The 18,750-nt window shown below is 58.2% G+C and carries 20 protein-coding genes; 15 read left to right on the forward strand and 5 right to left on the reverse strand.

Going from position 1 to position 18,750, the window contains the following annotated elements:
* Positions 1-189 precede the first annotated feature (189 nt).
* The 3 genes from ACJ5NV_RS02140 to ACJ5NV_RS02150 all read left to right on the forward strand — a co-directional run bounded on the left by ACJ5NV_RS02140 (position 190) and on the right by ACJ5NV_RS02150 (position 1,823).
* Positions 190-684 carry a L,D-transpeptidase family protein gene (locus ACJ5NV_RS02140; protein WP_411641969.1) on the forward strand — a complete coding sequence of 165 codons (495 nt, stop codon included), beginning with the start codon at positions 190-192 and terminating at the stop codon, positions 682-684.
* A gap of 46 nt (positions 685-730) precedes the next feature.
* A complete protein-coding gene (locus ACJ5NV_RS02145) occupies positions 731-1,234 on the forward strand; it encodes an RNA pyrophosphohydrolase (RefSeq protein ID WP_411641970.1) in 504 nt (167 codons plus the stop codon).
* 103 nt (positions 1,235-1,337) lie between these two features.
* Positions 1,338-1,823, forward strand: coding sequence for a hypothetical protein (locus tag ACJ5NV_RS02150; protein ID WP_411641971.1), 486 nt, complete (start codon positions 1,338-1,340; stop codon positions 1,821-1,823).
* On the opposite strand, the gene ACJ5NV_RS02155 is transcribed toward ACJ5NV_RS02150, so the two are convergent.
* Positions 1,803-2,981 (reverse strand): lytic murein transglycosylase, encoded by a 1,179-nt coding sequence (locus ACJ5NV_RS02155; RefSeq protein ID WP_411641972.1) that lies wholly within the window; start codon positions 2,979-2,981, stop codon positions 1,803-1,805. The two genes, ACJ5NV_RS02150 and ACJ5NV_RS02155, sit on opposite strands and share 21 nt — an antisense overlap.
* Before the next feature lie 61 nt (positions 2,982-3,042).
* Positions 3,043-3,777, reverse strand: a complete 735-nt coding sequence (locus ACJ5NV_RS02160) for a helix-turn-helix transcriptional regulator (protein ID WP_411641973.1) — start codon at positions 3,775-3,777, stop codon at positions 3,043-3,045.
* Between the two features lie 74 nt (positions 3,778-3,851).
* On the opposite strand from ACJ5NV_RS02160, the gene ACJ5NV_RS02165 reads away from it, so the two are divergent.
* Together ACJ5NV_RS02165 and ACJ5NV_RS02170 are read left to right on the forward strand one after the other, a co-directional pair.
* Positions 3,852-4,541, forward strand: a complete 690-nt coding sequence (locus tag ACJ5NV_RS02165) for a glutathione S-transferase family protein (RefSeq protein WP_411641974.1) — start codon at positions 3,852-3,854, stop codon at positions 4,539-4,541.
* Positions 4,538-4,954, forward strand: coding sequence for a DUF1801 domain-containing protein (locus ACJ5NV_RS02170; RefSeq protein ID WP_411641975.1), 417 nt, complete (start codon positions 4,538-4,540; stop codon positions 4,952-4,954). The genes ACJ5NV_RS02165 and ACJ5NV_RS02170 overlap by 4 nt, the downstream gene beginning before the upstream one ends.
* Positions 4,955-4,995: 41 nt before the next feature.
* On the opposite strand, the gene ACJ5NV_RS02175 is transcribed toward ACJ5NV_RS02170, so the two are convergent.
* The 3 genes from ACJ5NV_RS02175 to dapE all read right to left on the reverse strand — a co-directional run bounded on the left by ACJ5NV_RS02175 (position 4,996) and on the right by dapE (position 9,862).
* Positions 4,996-6,180: an AAA family ATPase gene (locus ACJ5NV_RS02175; RefSeq protein WP_411641976.1), complete on the reverse strand. Its 1,185-nt coding sequence runs from the start codon at positions 6,178-6,180 to the stop codon at positions 4,996-4,998.
* Between the two features lie 137 nt (positions 6,181-6,317).
* Positions 6,318-8,573, reverse strand: a complete 2,256-nt coding sequence (gene rnr, locus ACJ5NV_RS02180; protein ID WP_411641977.1) for a ribonuclease R — start codon at positions 8,571-8,573, stop codon at positions 6,318-6,320.
* Between the two features lie 143 nt (positions 8,574-8,716).
* Positions 8,717-9,862, reverse strand: a complete 1,146-nt coding sequence (gene dapE, locus ACJ5NV_RS02185) for a succinyl-diaminopimelate desuccinylase (protein WP_411641978.1) — start codon at positions 9,860-9,862, stop codon at positions 8,717-8,719.
* Positions 9,863-10,127: 265 nt separating this feature from the next.
* Between dapE and ACJ5NV_RS02190 the strand changes: the two genes are divergently transcribed.
* From ACJ5NV_RS02190 to ACJ5NV_RS02235, 10 genes are all read left to right on the forward strand, one after another.
* The gene (locus tag ACJ5NV_RS02190) at positions 10,128-10,352 is read left to right on the forward strand and encodes a DUF1127 domain-containing protein (RefSeq protein WP_411641979.1); all 225 of its coding nucleotides are present in this window, start codon (positions 10,128-10,130) and stop codon (positions 10,350-10,352) included.
* 269 nt (positions 10,353-10,621) lie between these two features.
* Positions 10,622-11,095 (forward strand): 50S ribosomal protein L15, encoded by a 474-nt coding sequence (rplO, locus tag ACJ5NV_RS02195; RefSeq protein WP_411641980.1) that lies wholly within the window; start codon positions 10,622-10,624, stop codon positions 11,093-11,095.
* A gap of 103 nt (positions 11,096-11,198) precedes the next feature.
* The gene (secY, locus tag ACJ5NV_RS02200) at positions 11,199-12,560 is read left to right on the forward strand and encodes a preprotein translocase subunit SecY (protein ID WP_411641981.1); all 1,362 of its coding nucleotides are present in this window, start codon (positions 11,199-11,201) and stop codon (positions 12,558-12,560) included.
* Entirely contained in the window at positions 12,557-13,141 is a 585-nt protein-coding gene (locus tag ACJ5NV_RS02205; protein ID WP_411641982.1) for an adenylate kinase, read from the forward strand. Before secY ends, ACJ5NV_RS02205 begins: the two co-directional genes overlap by 4 nt.
* A gap of 306 nt (positions 13,142-13,447) precedes the next feature.
* Positions 13,448-13,816 (forward strand): 30S ribosomal protein S13, encoded by a 369-nt coding sequence (rpsM, locus tag ACJ5NV_RS02210; RefSeq protein ID WP_411641983.1) that lies wholly within the window; start codon positions 13,448-13,450, stop codon positions 13,814-13,816.
* Between the two features lie 14 nt (positions 13,817-13,830).
* A complete protein-coding gene (gene rpsK / locus ACJ5NV_RS02215) occupies positions 13,831-14,220 on the forward strand; it encodes a 30S ribosomal protein S11 (protein ID WP_411641984.1) in 390 nt (129 codons plus the stop codon).
* Between the two features lie 111 nt (positions 14,221-14,331).
* A complete protein-coding gene (locus ACJ5NV_RS02220) occupies positions 14,332-15,348 on the forward strand; it encodes a DNA-directed RNA polymerase subunit alpha (RefSeq protein ID WP_411641985.1) in 1,017 nt (338 codons plus the stop codon).
* Positions 15,349-15,529: 181 nt separating this feature from the next.
* Complete coding sequence (gene rplQ / locus ACJ5NV_RS02225; protein ID WP_411641986.1) at positions 15,530-15,949, forward strand: 50S ribosomal protein L17; 420 nt, start codon at positions 15,530-15,532, stop codon at positions 15,947-15,949.
* Positions 15,950-16,056: 107 nt separating this feature from the next.
* A complete protein-coding gene (locus ACJ5NV_RS02230; RefSeq protein WP_411641987.1) occupies positions 16,057-17,424 on the forward strand; it encodes a trypsin-like peptidase domain-containing protein in 1,368 nt (455 codons plus the stop codon).
* Positions 17,424-18,734, forward strand: coding sequence for a replication-associated recombination protein A (locus ACJ5NV_RS02235; protein ID WP_411641988.1), 1,311 nt, complete (start codon positions 17,424-17,426; stop codon positions 18,732-18,734). Before ACJ5NV_RS02230 ends, ACJ5NV_RS02235 begins: the two co-directional genes overlap by 1 nt.
* Positions 18,735-18,750 lie beyond the last annotated feature (16 nt).

Consider the following 18,750-nt stretch of genomic DNA (forward strand, 5'->3'; position numbering starts at 1 on the left):
ATGGTCTCGAATTCAAAGAATGCTTTCTGACCTATTCAAGGTAAAGATTAAACATTTTTCACCCATCACCGAAAGCACACGTTGGTGCAAAGCGCAGCGGCCTACAGTTCGGGCTCCGAGCGGCCATCAACAATTTTTGCGGCCACCCTCTGCTGACATGTTCGGTGCTGATCGCTATATCTCTCTCTCATGACTTCCGTCGACCTTGTTCTCACCCCTACCCATCTAAGGTTCATGAACCGCCGTTTCCCCTGCACAATCGGCCGCGGCGCGTTGACGGACCGCAAGGCAGAGGGCGATGGCGCGACGCCGCGTGGTGTGCATCGTATTGTGGGGATGCTGTATCGGGCTGACCGGATGGCGAAACCGGTAGACTGGGCGCTGCCGATTGGTCCGTTTGATCTTTGGTCTGATGATATCCGCGATCCGGATTACAATATGATGGTGCGTGCGCCCCATCACTATAGCCACGAAAACCTGCGCCGATCCGATCCGATGTATGATCTGATCATTCTGACCGACTGGAACTGGCCTTATGTGGTCAAAGGCCGCGGGTCTGCGATCTTTATGCATCAATGGCGTGGTCCCGGACGTCCGACTGCGGGCTGCGTGGCGGTATCACGCCAGAATCTGTTGTGGATTGCACAGCATATCGGTTACCAAACCCGTCTTGTTATTCGATAACCCGGCGATACGCCTTAAGCTGGGAGAGGTATCCAAAGGCTGTACCATGAAACATCAAGGCCACTTTATGACTCCTGACGAAATCGAAAAACTCCCCTACCGTCCTTGCGTTGGTATCATGCTCACCAATCCGCGCGGGCATGTCTTTGTCGGTCAGCGGATCGACCGCGATCAGGACGCCTGGCAGATGCCGCAGGGGGGCGTGGATCCCGGCGAAAAGACACGGGATGCGGCCCTGCGTGAGCTGCAAGAGGAAATCGGCGTGACGGAGAAGCTCGTTTCCATTGAGGGCGAAAGCACCGGGCTGGTCCGCTATGACCTGCCACATGATCTGGTGCCGCGTATCTGGAAGGGGCGCTATCGCGGGCAGGAACAGAAATGGTATCTCATGCGGTTTCATGGCAGCGATGACCAGATCAATCTGGAAACCCAACATCCGGAATTTTCCACCTGGAAATGGATGCCCCGTGATCAGGTGATTGATGCCATCGTGCCGTTCAAGCGCGCCGTCTATGAACAGGTGCTGGCAGAGTTCGCGGGCAAATACTGAGCCGCGCATAAAATTCTGCCTGCCGCCAAGGATCGCGGTGTGGCGACCGTCCTATTGTTGCAAGCCGCGTAACGCGCGCTGTCTGATATCAAGGAGAATGCGAATGAAGAGTTTCACCCTTGCCCTCGCGCTGAGTGCGCTTGCCACGCAATCCGCTGCGCTGAGCTGTATGCGCCCTGACCCGGTCGAGACGTTCAACCGTGTGGCCGCTGCGCCGGATGATTACTATGTGCTTTATGGCCAGTTGACGTTCGATACGGATGCGCTGCCGGAAGCTGTGTCGCAGATACCGGTGGCAGAGCCTGATCCGATTGATGCATTTTTTCGTGGCAAAGGGCTGACACGCCAAGGTTTTACATCGGATTATATCAGCCCCGCCGCATTGCAGGTCACCTGCGCCGGTTCGTGGTGTGGGTCCGCCCGCAGCGGGGTTGATGCGCTATATTTCGTGCGGGCCGATGGTGCCCCGGTCACAATGGAAGCCGGAGCCTGCGGTGGCATGATCTTTGAGCAGCCAGATCAGGCTACGTTGAATATGATGGTGTCCTGTATGCAGGGTGGTGAATGTTCACCGCAGCCGTTGCAGTAGCGACAGCGACGCGAACCCATCCGCCGGCAGGCCGACGCTACGCTGGTAGGCCCGGATCGCGGTCATGGAGTTTGGCCCGATCTGCCCGTCCACGCCTTGGGTGGAAAATCCTGCCGCCGTCAGCCTTTGCTGCAGTTCAACACGCTCCGCCCGGCGCAGGGGGCGGTCGCCGGTGGGCCATGCAGTGCGCAACGGGCCCATCCCTTTGATCCGGTCGCTTAGATGTCCGACCCCGATGATATAGGCCTGCGCGTTGTTATAGCGCGAAATCGTGCGGTAGTTGGCGAAGGTCAGAAAGACCGGGCCGTCAGCGCCGGTGGGAAAGATCAGCGATGCATCGCCGTGGTTCGGCACGGGCTGCCCATCGACGCCGCGCACCCCTAGCTGTGCCCAAGCGGCAGGCGAGCGACTGTTGCTTTGGGTGAAGTCGAAATTGCGGGGCAGGGTGACCTCGACCCCCCAAGGCTGCCCACGGCGCCAGTTGAACCGGCGGAAATAGGCGGCGGTAGAGGCTAGCGCATCACTGGGATCATCCGCCCAGATATCACGCCGCCCGTCGCCAGTGAAATCAACCGCGTAGGCCTCAAACGATGTGGGGATGAACTGCGTATGGCCCATCGCCCCGGCCCAGCTGCCGGTCATGTTGCGCGGGGCCACATCGCCGCGTTGCAAGATTTTAAGCGCGGCGATCAGCTGTTGTTCAAAGAACCGCCCGCGCCGCCCGTCATAGGCCAGTGTGGCGAGGGTGGAAATTACATCGGTATCGCCCCGGCGCTGACCGTAGTTCGATTCCATCCCCCAGACAGCAAGCACAACATGGGGTTCGACTTGATAGGTGGCCTCGATCCGGGACAGCAGACTGGCGTGCTGGCGCAGCATGGCGCGCCCGGTTTCGACGCGCGTTTCCGAGGCTGCGGTGGCCATATATTCCCCCAGCGGGCGCACAAATTCGGCCTGATTGCGATCGCGTTCGATACTCTCCGCCAAATAGCGCGCGTTCGAAAATGCTGCGTTGAAAGTCTGGTCGGAAATCCCTGCGGCCTTTGCCCGGCGGTAAAATCCCATGACCCAATTGCCAAAGCCGCTCGCGTCGGCCTGTGCGGCACTGCCTGCCACAATGGCCGAAATGCCCGTTGCGATAAATTGTCTGCGTTTCATAAACCTGTCCTCACCACTACTATTTTTAGCGCATTTAAGCGTAATTTAAGGGAGAACGAAATCAACTCTCTGACAGTTCCACCATTTGTGCATCTATATTTAATGGCTCTGGCCAGCAGTGCTGTAATTCTTCCAATGCCGCGCGCAGCATCGGCACTCGCCGTGGCCGGAAGCTGGTTTCTGTCACGGTCAGGTTCTGCATCCGGTCCAGACGAAAATTACGATAGGCCTGCCGCAGATGGCACCAGCCGATCAGATTATGGGTGTCCTTTAGAAATACGATGCTAAGCGGGTCGACACGGCGTGTGCTCGCCCGGTCTTCGGCATCAATGTAATCCAGTTGAATGGTCCGTTCGTCCCATGTTGCTTGCCGGAGCGCGCGCACATCAACAGTGGGGACGGGTGGCTGCACGATACGCTTTGCGTGCAGGACAGCATATTGCAGCCGGTGCGCCTGAGTACCGGGCAGCCGCGCTTGCAGTTTGGCCAGCGCGTTTCGGGCCGACTGCGCCAGCGCCGGATCGGCGACCGCTTGTACTTCGCGCAGACCCAGCACGATTGCTTCGATCTCTTCATCTTCGAACATCATCGGCGGCAGGGCGGCGTCCTCGGTCAGGGCATAGCCGTAACCTGCCGTGCCGTCGATCACCGCCCCAAGGCCACGTAAGGAGTCGATATCGCGGTAAAGCGTGCGCAGCGAGACGCCCGTGTCATCGGCAAGCTGCCGTGCGGTGACCGGTGGCGCATGGCGGCGCAGCGATTGCATCAGTTGAAACAGGCGGGCGGTGCGGGACATGCGCATAGCTTAATGCTGCTGCCAAAAATTGTCAGCACCAACCGGCATAAGGGGGCAACTTAAATGGAGCCCCTATGATCACTCTTATCACCTATCAGGCCGGTTTCGGTCAGCCCAGCCTAAGCCCCTTTTGCGTCAAGGCCATGTGGTTGTTGCAGGCGGCAGGCGTAGATTGGCAGCGCGAAGACAGTAATGACCCGCGCAAGATGCCTTATGCCAAACTGCCCGCCATCCGCACCGCGCAGGGGATTATTGCAGACAGCCACGACATCCAAACCCATCTGGAAGAGCAGGGGGCGCAGTTCTGGGGCGTGGCGGCTGACCGGGTGCTTGGTCACGCGCTGATCCGGATGGCCGAGGAACACATGTATTTCCATATCCTCATGGATCGCTGGGGCGATGATGATGTCTGGCCGATTATTCGCGACACGTATTTTGACGCTATTCCGGGGCTGCTGCGCAAGCCGATCACAAGCAGTATCCGCAAGGCGGTGATGAAAGGCATGCACACGCAAGGCCTTGGGCGTTTTGATCGTATCGCGCGGATGGAACGGATCGAACCTGATCTTATGGCCATCGCGACACTGTTAAGGGATCAGCCATACCTGCTGGGTGACACAATCAACCTGCCCGATTATCCTGTCGCGGCAATGCTGAGTGCCGCAATGGCCGGGCCTTTGCCGACTGCTTTGCGTGAAAGGGTATCGGATGATCCCGTTTTGTCTGATTATGCAGCGCGTATGACACAGGAGATGGGCCTATGATGCGTCCGTTTGACAACCCGGCAGTTGCTGACGCCTACGACGCCTTGCCGCCAGATGTGCGCGACATGGCACTGACCCTGCGCGATCTGATCCTGAGCGTGGCCTGGGACACGCCGCAGGTCGGACGCATTGAGGAAACGTTGAAATGGGGTCAGCCATCTTATCTGACGTCAGAGACGAAATCAGGATCAACCTTGCGGATCGGGATGGCCAAGAACGGGGGAGCGGCCCTGTTTGCGCATTGCGCGACGAATATCATCAGCACCTATGCCAATACCTTTCCGGAGGCCGACCAGATTGAAGGCAATCGCGCGGTGATCTTTATGCGCGCGCAAGACATCGTGCCGGAACGGGTGCGGTTGTTGATTTATCACGGTCTGACCTATCATTTGAAACAGGCGCGCGCGTCGTAACGCGGCGCGCGTTTCAGGGGGCCACTCGATTGCTCTGTCGTTCATCGCTTTGGCCATGCCCAACCGACTGGTTCTGCCTCACACACAACAGTCTCGCCCGTGTCTTTCTCAAGGCGGTGGGTCAATGTGTCATCACCATGCAGCGCGTCGGCCAGCGCTTGATTGTGCGAGACAACCACGATCTGCGTGTTTTGCGATGTGTGGGAAATCAGCCGGGCCAGCGGGGCGATCAGGTTAGGGTGCAAGCTTGTCTCCGGTTCATTTAAAACCATCAAACTTGGCGGTCGTGGTGTCATCAGGGCCGCCACAAGAAGCAAGTAGCGCAATGTGCCATCCGATAATTCAGCCGTGCTGAGTGGTCTGAGCAGCCCCCTTTGACGCATGTGCAAGGTGAAGATGCCATCGCGAACCCTGACCTCGACCGTGCTATCGGGGAAGGCGTCAGCGACCATTCGGTGAAATGCCTGCTGGTCGCCGATTTCAAAGATCGTCTGGACGGCCGCCGCCATATCCGCGCCATCCCCCGCCAGCACAGGTGTTCTGGTCCCAACCTGTTGCTTTCTGGCCGGCGCGTCGCGATCTGTCCGAAGCTGATCATAAAAGCGCCAGCCGCGCATACGGTCGCGCAGGTCCAGCAATTCCGGTGCGCTGCGGGGGTCGGCAGCATGGGTCATCATACTGTCGAACGGGGGAAGCGTGGTTTTTACCTGATCCCACGCACCGTTGTCGCTGCGAATGCGCACACCGGGGCCACGCCGTTCTGCAAAAACATTGTTGCGCCGCAGATATTCCCCGGCCCAGACCGACTCTGTCTTGATTTCAGGGTCATGCGCGAATGCCGACACCACGGACGGCAATCCAAGATCAACCGCATAGCCATAGTCATTTGACGCAAACCCAAGTTTGAGCCCGACGCGCTTGCTGCGTTGGGTTCCGGTAATCGCGCCCTCGCCTGCTTTCATCGCGCGTGAAAGCTGTTCCGGACCTGCCCAAAGGGTTGATGTCAGCCCGCCCTCTTTCGCGAGGGACGCAATTGCACGCCCTTGCGCGATGTCACCCAGCAGCCGCAGCGAACGGTAAAGAGATGATTTGCCAGTGCCGTTCGCGCCGGTGATCACGGTCAAACGGCTGAGCGGCAGGACGATATCGCACAACGACCGATAGCCGGATACGGCAAGTGTTATGATCATGTCTTTGGCCCCGGTTGGTAGAAGCGAACGCAACACGCGCCTTCCTAACAATCTTGCCGTTACCTGTCTGCAAGCAATGAAATGTGGTTGCGACTCCCGCTTTGCCAGCAATGCGTCAACCTGTTGATCCTATAGCCCGCTTGCCACGTACAAAGCCGGGTAAAGCGCTGGTCCTATTTGCGGCGCCGTTTCACCTTACGCGCGGTCTTGGCAGCCTTCTTGCGCGCCGATCCAACCTTGCGCCGCGGTGGCTTGCCGCGCCCGCGGGCTGGGCCGCGCGGGATGGCCCGGTCTTCCAGCGTTACCAATTCGACGATCAACCCGCCGGTGACCGGTGCCGCCTCAGCCAGTTTGACCGTGACCCGTTGCCCCAGCGTGATGATCATGCCGCTGTCAGCCCCCATCAGTGTCTGGCTGTCTGCGTCATAGTCGAAATACTCATTTCCCAGCGTCCGGATCGGGATCATGCCGTCGGCGCCGGTTTCATCCAGCCGGACGAAGACGCCAAACTTGGCAATGCCGCTGATCCGCCCGGTGAGTTCCGCGCCGACCCGCTCTGACAAGAAGGCCGCGAGGTAGCGATCAGTTGTGTCACGCTCTGCTGTCATCGACCGCCGCTCTGTGTCGCTGATCTGTTTGCCGGTATCGGCCAGATGTTCGATGTCCCACGGGCTAAGCCCGTCATCGCCCCAGCCATGGGCACTGATCAATGCCCGGTGCACGATCAGATCGGAATAGCGTCGGATTGGTGATGTGAAATGCGCATAGGACCGCAGCGCCAGCCCGAAATGCCCAAAATTGTCAGGGCTGTAATAGGCCTGCGTCATCGACCGTAGCGTGGCCATATTGATCAGCTCATCATTGTCAGTGTCCTGCGCCTGCACCAGCAATCGGTTCAGGTGGGCGGTTTTCAGAACTTGACCCTTGGCCAGAACAAGGCCCGAGGCTTGGGCAACCTCGCGCAGCGCGTCGAGCTTTTCAGGGCTTGGCTCTTCATGCACGCGGAAAAGCAGGGGGGATTTCTTGGCGATCAGCGTTTCAGCGGCGGCTACATTGGCCAGCACCATGAATTCTTCGATCAGCCTATGGGCATCCAGCCGTTCCTTGAACTGCACGGATGTGACTTTGCCATTATCGTCCAGCACGATTTTGCGTTCGGGAAGGTCCAGATCCAAAGGCTGGCGGGCGGCCCGCGCCCGTGTCAGCGCGTCATAGGCGGCAAAGAGCGGGCGGATGATACCATCCATCAGCGGGGCCACCTTGTCATTCGGTTGCCCGTCCATCCCTGCCTGCACCTCTTCGTAATTCAGCGAGGCGGCGGATTTCATCAGCCCGCGATGGAAGCTGTGGTCGATCTTGTTGCCATTGGCATCGATCCGCATCGCCACAGCCAGACAGGCACGCTCTACCCCTTCGTGCAAAGAGCATAAATCGCCCGACAGCCGGTCAGGCAACATCGGCACAACCCGGTCGGGGAAATAGGTGGAATTGCCGCGCTTGCGTGCTTCGTGGTCGAGATCAGAGTTGGGCGTGACATAGTGCGCGACATCGGCGATGGCGACCCAGATGATGAAGCCGTCGGCGTTTTTTGGGTCGGGGTCAGCTTCGACAAAGCAGGCATCGTCATGGTCGCGCGCATCCCAAGGGTCGATCGTGATCAGGGGCATGTCACGCAGATCTTTGCGCTTTTTCAGCGCCACAGGGCTGGCGGCATCCGCTTCTGCGATCACCTCATCAGGGAAATGATCGGGGATGCCATGCTGGTGGATGGCGATCAGGGATACCGCACGCGGCGCGGTCGGGTCGCCCAAACGTGCGACGATCCGTGCTTTGGGAAGGCCGAGGCGACCTTTTGGCCCGGCTTGTTCCGCCTCGACCAATTCCCCATCCTTCGCGCCGCCAGTGGCCCCTGCTGCGACCGTCCATTGTCTGTCCGATCCCTTGTCGATGGGCAACAGGCGCCCGCCCTCGCTCCCTTCCCGGAAGATACCAAGGATGCGCAGCGGATTGGTTCCAATCCGGCGGATCATGCGGGCTGTGTGACTATGATGTTCGGTCGCATCGACGGTGAGCCGACCCAGAATACGGTCGCCCGCGCCCAATGCCGGATCGCTTGAGCGGAGCATCAGCAGGATACGCGGCTCTGCGCCTTGACCCTTCCATTCGAGCGGGCGGGCGAAAAGATCACCATCCGCGTCGGGCGCAAGTACTTCGAGCACTGCGACAGGCGGCAATTCCTCGGCGTCACGGAAGGAACTGCGCCGCTTGGCCAGCTTGCCTTCATCCTGCAATTCACGCAGCAGGCGTTTGAGCTCGATGCGCGCTGCACCCTTGATACCAAAGGCCTTGGCGATATCGCGTTTCGCGGTCTTGGTGGGGTTGTCGGAGATCCAGGTGAGGATTTCGGACTTGGAGGGGATATGTGTCATGGCGCAGCCCTAGCATGCGGTCGCGGCGCCGCCAATTCCTGACACAGGATTTGGCGGCAGACTTTCTGTGAAAGTCTGGATGCTGCGATGGTGGCGACATTTCCCGTCAGTGTTATCGGGGATGATCGTGAAACTGCGGCGCGTCAGGTGAAGTAGTCTTGCAAAATCCGTTTGTAGATCGCTTTGAGTTGGCCAATTTGCGCGACCGCCACCCGTTCGTCTACTTGGTGCATCGTCTTGCCCACCAACCCAAATTCCACCACCGGACAATGGTCTTTGACGAAGCGCGCATCGGAGGTGCCGCCAGAGGTGGAAAGTTCGGGCCTGCGTCCGGTCTCTGCCTCGACCGCAGAGGCGACCAGATCGGACAGATCGCCGGGGGGCGTCAGGAAGCTTTCCCCGGACACTTTCACTTTGATGTCCACATCAACGTCAAACTCCTCGGCAATGCGGCCCGCCTCTTCCCCGATCCAATCCACGATAGACTGACTGCTATGTGCGTCGTTGAAGCGCACGTTCACAACGGCCTGACACACAGCGGGGATGACATTGGTGGCGGTGTTGCCTGTGTCGATGCTGACGACCGCAAGGGTGGAAGGATCGAAATGATCCGTGCCGTTGTCGAGCACGTGGGACGACAGCCGGTCCACCAACCGCGCCATCGCAGGCAGCGGGTTTTTGGCCCGGTGCGGATAGGCAGCATGCCCCTGCACGCCGCGTACCGTCAGCCATGTGCTGACCGACCCCCGCCGTCCGATCTTCATCGTTTCACCCATGACATCGGGGCAGGTGGGTTCGCCGACCAGACAGACTGACATCGCCTCGCCCTCTGTATTCATCCAGTCGAGCAGGGCGGTGGTGCCATGCAGTGCATCCCCTTCTTCGTCCCCGGTGATCGCCAGAACGATCGCCCCGTCCGGCGGTGTGTCCTGCACAAAGTCGATTGCGGCTGCGGCGAAAGCGGCGACGCCGGATTTCATGTCCGTTGCCCCGCGTCCGTACAGGTAGCCGTCCCGAATATCAGCGCTGAAGGGCGGCATGGTCCAGTCGTTTTCATTGCCGACCGGCACCACATCCGTGTGACCGTTAAAGCCGAATGTCCGATTCGCCCCTTTGCGGCCCCAACGGGCATAGAGGTTCGCGATCCCGCCACGATCCACGCGGGTGCACGTAAATCCGGCGTCGGACAGGAGCCGTTCCAACAGGGTGAGCGCGCCACCCTCTGCCGGTGTGACGGAGGGGCACCGCACCAGATCGGCGGTCAGGGCAACGGGATCAATGGGGGGCATGGGACACTCCTTTTCGCAATGGCTAGCGGCTGAGCGCGGGAAGTGCAAACGCGCTGCCGTTCGCAGCAGATCGCTGCCCTGGTGCGTATCTGCATATGCAAGATGCACAATTTTCTGGCGATGATGCAGTTGCGGCATTCCCGTGCTGCATGGCGGCAATTCCGAAACCGCGTTTGTTCTGAAAGCACCCAGCCGCTAGGTTCAAGTCAACGGTAACAGCGCTTCGTCAGGTCTTGAGGCGCAGGAAATGAAAGGGGTGCATCGCATGGCATTCGTAAATGTAAATCTTCAAAACGTCTCTGGTGGGACTGTCGCACAACTGGTCAATGACGGTCTCGCCCGTTTCAAGGCAGCGCGCGTCCAGCGCACGATCTACACGCAGGTTCTGGCAGAGCTGAACACGATGACGGACCGCGATCTTGCTGATATCGGGATTTCCCGTCTGGAAATTCGCGATGTGGCGCGCCGGGCGGCTTACTCCGACAACTGAAGGCATGCGCACCGGGGTTGCTCCGGGCATATGGTCTTGTAACGCTCCCGCCATGTCGGGGGCGTTTTGCGTTTCTGCTGTGGCGTTGATGGCCGATGATGTCGCTCTGCCGGTTGTGACCTGCATGCAAAACGCGCCGCCCCTCTTGATCAGTGCACCCTGTTTGTCTATACGCCCCCGGTCGGCAGGTTGTCTGCCCGACTCAATTGTAATGCCGTGTTTGGCCGCTCCCGTCGCTGGGGGTCAGTTCCGGCAAGAGGAGAAGCGACATGAAACTGAATGAACTTCGCGATAACGAAGGCGCAACCCACCGTAAGAAGCGCGTTGCGCGTGGTCCCGGTTCCGGCAAGGGTAAAACTGCTGGGCGTGGTATCAAGGGTCAGAAATCCCGCTCGGGTGTGGCGATCAAAGGTTATGAAGGCGGTCAGATGCCTTTGTACCAACGTCTGCCAAAGCGTGGCTTCAACAATCCGAACGCAAAAACCTACGCTGTTGTGAATCTGGGTCTGATCCAGAAATTCATCGACGCGGGCAAGATCGACGTCAAGGCCGACATCACCGAAGATGCGCTGGTCGCCTCCGGTCTGGTGCGCCGCAAGAAGGACGGCATTCGCGTGCTGGCCAAGGGCGATTTCACCGCAAAAGCCAATATTACCGTCACCGGTGCCTCTAAGGGCGCAGTTGAGGCGGTTAAAAAGGCTGGCGGCGCGCTGACTGTGACAACTCCGGCAGCGGCTGAGTAAGACCTTGTGAGCGGCGTTTTCGTCGCTTACATGTTTCTTCAAGTTTTCCCAAACGCCGCCAACGGGGAACCGTCTGGCGGCGTTAGCATGAAAAGAGACCCTTATGGCTTCTGCAGCAGAGCAAATGGCAGCCAATATCAGTTGGAGCGCCTTCGGCAAAGCAACTGAGCTTCGGCAACGCATCCTGTTCACCATCGGCCTTCTGATGATTTACCGTCTGGGCACGTTTATTCCGGTGCCCGGTATCGACGGCCTTGCGCTGCAAGAATTCATGGATGACGCGCAGTCGGGCATTGGGGGCATCCTGTCGATGTTCACCGGTGGCGCGCTGTCGCGGATGGCGATCTTTACGCTGGGAATCATGCCATATATTTCCGCATCCATCGTGATGCAGTTGCTTGGGTCGATGTGGGAGCCGCTGAAGAACCTCAAGAAAGAGGGGGAGCAGGGCCGCCGCAAGCTGAACCAATATACCCGTTACGGCACGGTCGTTCTGGCAACGGCACAGGCTTACGGCCTTGCGCTGAGCCTTGAGGCGGGCGGTCTGGTCAATGACCCCGGTTTCTTCTTCCGTGCATCTTGCGTCATCACGATCGTGGGCGGGACCATGTTCCTGATGTGGCTTGGTGAACAGATTACCGCGCGTGGCATCGGCAACGGAATTTCGCTGATCATCTTCGTGGGCATCATCGCAGAGGTCCCTGCCGCCGTGGCGCAGTTCCTGTCCCAAGGCCGGTCCGGCGCGATCAGCACACCCGTGGTGATCGGGATCATTGTGATGCTTGCGGTGGTGCTGACGTTCGTCGTGTTCATGGAACGATCTTTGCGCAAGATCCATATCCAGTATCCGCGCCAGCAGCGCGGGATGAAGGTCTATGACGGCTCGACCAGCCACTTGCCGATCAAGGTGAACCCTGCCGGTGTGATCCCTGCGATCTTTGCATCTGCCCTGCTGCTTTTGCCAACGACAATCAGCACCTTTAGCGGTGGGTCATCCGGGCCGATCATGTCGACCATTCTGGCGCTGTTTGGGCCGGGCCAGCCGCTATATCTGGTGTTCTTTGGTGGTATGATCATTTTCTTCACGTATTTCTATACACGTGAAGTTGCGTTCAAAACCGAGGATGTGGCCGAGAACATGAAAAACCAAAACGGCTTTGTGCCCGGCATTCGCCCCGGCAAGAAGACCGAAGAATATCTGGATTATGTGGTCACCCGCATTCTGGTGCTCGGTTCTGGTTATCTGGCGCTGGTTGCGCTGCTTCCTGAAATCCTTCGGGCAGAGCTCGCCATTCCGTTTTATTTTGGTGGTACGTCTATCCTGATTATTGTGTCAGTGGGTATGGATACGATTCAGCAAGTTCAATCTCATCTGCTCGCGCACCAGTACGAAGGTCTTATTGAGAAGTCGCAACTGCGTGGCAGACGCGGTGCAAAAAAACGTAAGGGGCCATCGCGTCGATGAATATCATACTGTTGGGGCCGCCGGGGGCGGGTAAGGGGACACAGGCGCAGAAGCTTGTGGAGGAACGCAACATGGTGCAATTGAGCACCGGCGATATGCTGCGCGCTGCCCGTACAAGCGGCACCGATATGGGCAACAAGGTTGCCGAAGTGATGGATCGCGGTGAGCTTGTTACCGATGATATCGTGATTGGCCTGATCCGCGAACAACTGGCAAAAGACGATGGCGCTGGCGGCTATATCTTTGACGGGTTTCCCCGGACGTTGGCGCAGGCCGATGCGCTGGGCCGTCTGCTGATTGATATGGGCGAAAATCTTGACGCCGTGATCGAGCTTCAGGTTGATGATGACGCGCTGGTGGGTCGGATCGTCGGTCGGGCCAAAGAAGCCGCAGCCGCAGGGCAACCGGTGCGCGCTGACGACAATGAAGAAAGCCTGCGTATCCGTTTGATGGCCTATTACAAGCAGACCAGCCCGCTGGTCGGTTATTACTATGCCAAGGGCGATCTGAGGTCGATCAATGGCTTGGGCAGCATGGAAGAGGTTGCCGAAAGTATTGCAAAGGCGATGGCCGGGAAATAGCGGAGATCTTTTGCATCGTAACGCATCCAGCTCTTGGGCGATTAGGGTTGCGGCATTGCATTAGAGGTTACGTTTATACCACGCTCGGGCTACGCCTCTCTCAATTGTGGGGCCTTGCATACTTGACCCTTCGTCTGATGCCCCCTAAACAGCGCCATCTCATCAGAGAATCACCAAGCAGGGCGGGCGCGTCCGTCACCTGCTGACTACCTCGATATAACGCAGCCCGGTGCCGTTTGGTCCGGGCTTCCGTTGTGAAAAAAGGGTCTGGCATGACGGACCCGCAACGAAAAAGGAATTGCACACGTGGCACGTATCGCCGGCGTCAACATACCCACTGCAAAGCGGGTTCCTATCGCCCTCACCTACATCACCGGCATTGGTAATGCCAAAGCTGTCGAAATCTGCGAAGCCGTCAAAATTGACGCGACACGCCGGGTCAATGACCTGTCCGACGCCGAAGTTCTGTCGATCCGCGAATATATCGACGCGAACCTTACCGTCGAAGGTGACCTGCGTCGCGAAACGCAGATGAACATCAAGCGCCTGATGGATCTGGGCTGCTATCGTGGTTTGCGCCATCGTCGCAACCTGCCGGTGCGCGGTCAGCGGACCCACACCAACGCACGCACACGCAAAGGCCCCGCAAAGGCCATTGCCGGTAAGAAGAAATAAGGGAGGTCTGACACATGGCACGTGATCCAAAACGCACCAAGAAGAAGGTCTCTAAGAACATCGCCGCAGGTGTGGCGCATGTGAACTCTTCTTTCAACAACACCAAGATCCTGATTTCCGACGTACAGGGCAACGCCATTTCATGGTCGTCTGCCGGTACAATGGGCTTCAAAGGGTCGCGGAAATCGACACCTTACGCCGCACAGATGGCTGCGGAAGATGCGGGCAAGAAAGCACAAGATCACGGCGTGAAAACGCTGGAAGTCGAAGTGCAGGGCCCCGGTTCCGGTCGCGAATCTGCGTTGCGCGCACTGGCAGCTGTCGGTTTTAGCATCACCTCGATCCGTGATGTGACCCCAATGGCGCACAACGGCTGTCGTCCACCAAAGCGCCGCCGCGTATAAATTACCCAAACGCTTTGGGGTCGTGCTTGTATTGGCACGGCCCCAATCCGTCATTTTAAACCTCGGGCGTTTGCCTTTTGGACATGAAGGCAGACAGGAATGGAGGGACACATGATCCACAAGAACTGGGCTGAGCTGATCAAGCCAACGCAATTGGAAGTGAAGCCAGGCAACGATCCCATGCGTCAGGCGACCGTTATTGCCGAACCGCTGGAGCGCGGCTTTGGTCTGACATTGGGCAACGCATTGCGCCGCATCCTGATGAGCTCGCTGCAAGGTGCCGCCATTACTGCGGTGCAAATCGACAACGTGCTGCACGAATTTTCCAGCGTGTCCGGTGTGCGTGAAGACGTCACCGATATCGTGCTGAACCTCAAAGGCGTTGCCATTCGCATGGGCGTCGAAGGCCCCAAGCGTCTTTCCGTGCAAGCCAAAGGCCCCGGCATTGTGACAGCTGCCGATATTTCGGAAACAGCGGGTATCGAAATCCTGAACAAGGATCATGTGATCTGTCACCTTGATGACGGCGCTGATCTGTACATGGAACTGACCGTCAACACCGGTAAGGGCTATGTCGCCGCTGACAAAAACAAGCCAGAAGATGCGCCTATCGGCATGATGTCGATCGACGCGATCTATTCGCCTGTGAAAAAAGTCAGCTACGACGTGCAGTCCACTCGTGAAGGTCAGGTTCTGGACTATGACAAGCTGACCATGAAGGTCGAAACCGACGGATCGCTGACCCCTGATGATGCTGTCGCTTATGCGGCCCGCATCCTGCAGGATCAGCTGTCAATCTTCGTCAACTTCGATGAGCCTGAATCGGCCTCTGCTGGTTCCGATGATGATGGGCTGGAATTCAACCCGTTGCTGCTCAAGAAAGTGGACGAGTTGGAACTGTCTGTCCGTTCGGCCAACTGCCTGAAGAACGACAATATCGTCTATATCGGCGATCTGATCCAGAAAACCGAAGCAGAAATGCTGCGCACGCCGAACTTTGGCCGCAAGTCCTTGAATGAAATCAAGGAAGTGCTGTCAGGTATGGGGCTGCACCTTGGCATGGATGTCGAGGACTGGCCACCGGACAACATCGAAGATCTGGCGAAAAAGTTTGAGGATCAGTTTTAACTGATCCGAAGATCCCGGACTTGATCCGGGATCTGGACTTTGAGGCCTCGGATCAAGTCCGGGGCTGCGCCGCACTATATTGCCCGCCTCGTGCGGGGAATATCCGGGCAATTCTGCCCCAATAATACGGCTGGCACGCATCAGACCGTTGGACAAAGTATAAACCTAGGAGACTATCAAAATGCGTCACGCAAGAGGTTACCGCCGCCTGAACCGCACACATGAGCACCGCAAGGCGCTCTTTGCAAACATGGCTGGTGCGCTCATCGAACATGAGCAGATCAAAACAACACTGCCCAAGGCGAAAGAACTGCGCCGGGTTGTCGAAAAGCTGGTCACGCTGGGCAAGCGCGGCGATCTGCATGCCCGCCGTCAGGCCAATGCGCAGCTGAAGCAGGACGTTCACGTCGCAAAGCTGTTCGAAATCCTCGGCCCACGGTATGCTGAACGTCAGGGCGGCTACATTCGCATCATGAAAGCCGGCTTCCGTTATGGCGACATGGCACCGATGGCGATCATCGAATTTGTTGATCGTGACGTTGACGCCAAAGGCGCCGGCGACAAAGCCCGTCTGGCCGAGTTTGAGGCTGCTGAGGATTAATCCTCTCGCCCTTGGTGAATTTCGCAAAGCCCCGCCAGACCAGCGGGGCTTTTTGTCATTCTGATAGCCTTGCAATCGTGTCGGGAGCGGAACATATCCTAGGCGTCATGATCCGCCTGCTTTTCATAATTCTATGCTGCCTTGCGCCGCCGCTCGATGCACAAGAGCGGGTGCCACAGTCGCAGGCCGAAATCAGTTTGACCTTTGCACCTTTGGTTAAACAGGCTGCCCCGGCTGTCGTAAATATCTATGCACAGCGTCTAGTGCAGGCGCGCAGCCCATTTGCGGGCGATCCCTTTTTTGGCGATATGTTTCGACAGCAACGTCCGCGGGTACAGAATTCGCTTGGATCTGGGGTTATCCTGTCAGCGGATGGGATCGTGGTATCGAATTATCATGTAGTTGGGCAGGCGACTGATATTCGCGTGGTGCTAAAAGACGGACGTGAACATATAGCAGAGGTGTTGCTGGGCGACGAAGAAGCGGATCTGGCGATCCTGCAAATGGTGGATGCCGCCGACATGCCCCATCTGGCTCTGCGCGATAGCGACACTGTAGAGGTAGGCGAGCTGGTGTTGGCCATCGGAAACCCATTTGGGGTAGGGCAAACCGTCAGCAGCGGCATTGTGTCAGGGCTGGCCCGTTCCGGCGCGGCGGACGGCGGCGGGCGCGGATATTTTATACAAACCGATGCACCTATCAATCCGGGGAATTCCGGGGGTGCACTGATCGATGTCGCGGGGCGTCTTATTGGTGTGAATACATCAATTCTGACCCGCTCTGGTGGCTCAAACGGTATTGGTTTCGCAATCCCCGCCGCATTGGTGCAGCAATTTGTAGAGCAGGCCCGGGCAGGCAATCGTAGCCTTCAGCGTCCTTGGCTCGGTTTCTCCGGGCAGGACGTGACTGCTGATCTCGCCAGGGGCTTTGCAATGGCGCGCCCAGGCGGCGTGGTCGTCACTGCGTTGCACCCTGTCAGCCCATTGCAGGCAGCGGAGTTGCAGGTAGGTGATGTCATCGTGGAAGTGGATGGCCATCCTGTAAACACATCTGCCGAGATGCTTTATCGCATGACTGTTGCGGGCATTGGTGCAAGCGTCGATGTTACATACGTGCGTGAACAGCAAAGAATGCAAGCTCAGATCACTCTGGCAGTAGCACCCAATCAGCCACCGCGCGAACCGCTTACCTTGGACCGTTTGGACGTGCTGCCAGGACTGACTGCCTCAGTGGTAAACCCGGCGGTGATCGCAGAGCTTGATCTTCCGCTTTTTGCTGAGGGCGTCGTTGTGACTGATCCGGGCCCTTATGGTGAGCGGGTCGGATTGGCAGCCGGCGATCTCATTCGTGCGATCAATGGCGTGGCGATTGTCGCCCCGTCTGACATTGCTTCCGCCTTGCACCGGGCTGGACGCCGTATCCGTATTGACGCGCAGCGCGGCAATCGCCGCCTGACACTGCGGTTCGGTATATAATGGGAGATTTATTTGATCATGCCCCATCAGGGGGTGAGAGCGCACCGCGCCCGTTGGCGGATCGGCTGCGTCCGGCGAAACTCTCCGAGGTAATCGGGCAGGAACAGGTGCTTGGTCCCGATGCGCCGCTGGGCACAATGCTGGCCTCTGGATCGCTGTCATCGCTCATTTTCTGGGGCCCGCCCGGTGTCGGCAAGACGACGATTGCCCGCCTTCTGGCCGATGAAACCGATCTGCATTTTGTACAGATCAGTGCCATTTTCACTGGGGTGCCAGAACTGCGCAAGGTGTTCGAAGCGGCAAAGATGCGGCGGCAGAACGGCAAGGGCACGCTTTTGTTCGTCGATGAAATCCACCGTTTCAATAAGGCGCAACAGGACGGGTTCCTGCCGCATATGGAGGATGGGACGATCCTGCTGGTCGGGGCGACGACCGAAAACCCTAGCTTTGAATTGAATGCCGCTGTGTTGAGCCGGGCGCAGGTACTGCTGTTAAAGCGGCTGGACCTGACTGATCTGGAACGGTTGGCACAGCGCGCGGAAAAAGAGTTGGATCGAGCTTTGCCACTGGACGGGCCCGCGCGTGATGCGCTGCTGGAAATGGCCGATGGCGATGGGCGCGCACTGCTTAATCTGATCGAACAGATTACCGCTTGGAAGGCTGATGGAAAGCTGACCACCGATGACCTGACGCGCCGCCTGATGAAACGGGCCGCGAAATACGACAAGTCAGGGGATGAGCATTACAACCTGATCAGCGCCTTACATAAATCCGTGCGGGGATCAGATCCGGACGCGGCACTTTATTGGTTCGCGCGCATGCTGACCGGGGGGGAGGATCCGCGATACCTTGCCCGTCGTATCACCCGTATGGCGGTGGAAGATATCGGGTTGGCCGATCCGCAAGCGCAGTCGGTTTGCCTGCAAAGTTGGGAAACTTATGAACGGCTCGGTAGCCCCGAAGGGGAGCTCGCCCTGGCGCAGGCGCTGGTTTATCTGGCGCTCGCCCCGAAATCGAACGCGGCCTATGTGGGCTACAAGGCGGCGATGGTGGCGGCGAAAAAGACCGGATCGGAACCGCCCCCTGCCCATATCCTGAATGCGCCGACGAAGTTGATGAAGGAACAGGGGTTCGGCGCGGGTTATGATTATGACCATGATGCAGAAGACGGTTTTTCAGGCCAGAATTACTTTCCCGAGACGATGAAGCGCGGCATTTACTACCTGCCCGTGGATCGCGGGTTCGAGCGTGAATTGAAAAAACGGGTGGATTATTTTGCCGGGTTGCGCGCAAAGCGCAGCAAGAATTGACATCGTGGCGATTACG

This window comes from Loktanella agnita (assembly GCF_046640325.1).
Lineage (GTDB): Bacteria > Pseudomonadota > Alphaproteobacteria > Rhodobacterales > Rhodobacteraceae > Yoonia > Yoonia agnita.

Bases quoted from the DNA above. Each gene is read 5' to 3' on its own strand.
- ACJ5NV_RS02140 (WP_411641969.1), top strand. From the start codon at position 190: ATGACTTCCGTCGACCTTGTTCTCACCCCTACCCATCTAAGGTTCATG.
- ACJ5NV_RS02145 (WP_411641970.1), top strand. From the start codon at position 731: ATGAAACATCAAGGCCACTTTATGACTCCTGACGAAATCGAAAAACTC.
- ACJ5NV_RS02150 (WP_411641971.1), top strand. From the start codon at position 1,338: ATGAAGAGTTTCACCCTTGCCCTCGCGCTGAGTGCGCTTGCCACGCAA.
- ACJ5NV_RS02155 (WP_411641972.1), bottom strand. From the start codon at position 2,981: ATGAAACGCAGACAATTTATCGCAACGGGCATTTCGGCCATTGTGGCA.
- ACJ5NV_RS02160 (WP_411641973.1), bottom strand. From the start codon at position 3,777: ATGTCCCGCACCGCCCGCCTGTTTCAACTGATGCAATCGCTGCGCCGC.
- ACJ5NV_RS02165 (WP_411641974.1), top strand. From the start codon at position 3,852: ATGATCACTCTTATCACCTATCAGGCCGGTTTCGGTCAGCCCAGCCTA.
- ACJ5NV_RS02170 (WP_411641975.1), top strand. From the start codon at position 4,538: ATGATGCGTCCGTTTGACAACCCGGCAGTTGCTGACGCCTACGACGCC.
- rnr (WP_411641977.1), bottom strand. From the start codon at position 8,573: ATGACACATATCCCCTCCAAGTCCGAAATCCTCACCTGGATCTCCGAC.
- dapE (WP_411641978.1), bottom strand. From the start codon at position 9,862: ATGCCCCCCATTGATCCCGTTGCCCTGACCGCCGATCTGGTGCGGTGC.
- ACJ5NV_RS02190 (WP_411641979.1), top strand. From the start codon at position 10,128: ATGGCATTCGTAAATGTAAATCTTCAAAACGTCTCTGGTGGGACTGTC.
- rplO (WP_411641980.1), top strand. From the start codon at position 10,622: ATGAAACTGAATGAACTTCGCGATAACGAAGGCGCAACCCACCGTAAG.
- secY (WP_411641981.1), top strand. From the start codon at position 11,199: ATGGCTTCTGCAGCAGAGCAAATGGCAGCCAATATCAGTTGGAGCGCC.
- ACJ5NV_RS02205 (WP_411641982.1), top strand. From the start codon at position 12,557: ATGAATATCATACTGTTGGGGCCGCCGGGGGCGGGTAAGGGGACACAG.
- rpsK (WP_411641984.1), top strand. From the start codon at position 13,831: ATGGCACGTGATCCAAAACGCACCAAGAAGAAGGTCTCTAAGAACATC.
- ACJ5NV_RS02220 (WP_411641985.1), top strand. From the start codon at position 14,332: ATGATCCACAAGAACTGGGCTGAGCTGATCAAGCCAACGCAATTGGAA.
- rplQ (WP_411641986.1), top strand. From the start codon at position 15,530: ATGCGTCACGCAAGAGGTTACCGCCGCCTGAACCGCACACATGAGCAC.
- ACJ5NV_RS02230 (WP_411641987.1), top strand. From the start codon at position 16,057: ATGATCCGCCTGCTTTTCATAATTCTATGCTGCCTTGCGCCGCCGCTC.
- ACJ5NV_RS02235 (WP_411641988.1), top strand. From the start codon at position 17,424: ATGGGAGATTTATTTGATCATGCCCCATCAGGGGGTGAGAGCGCACCG.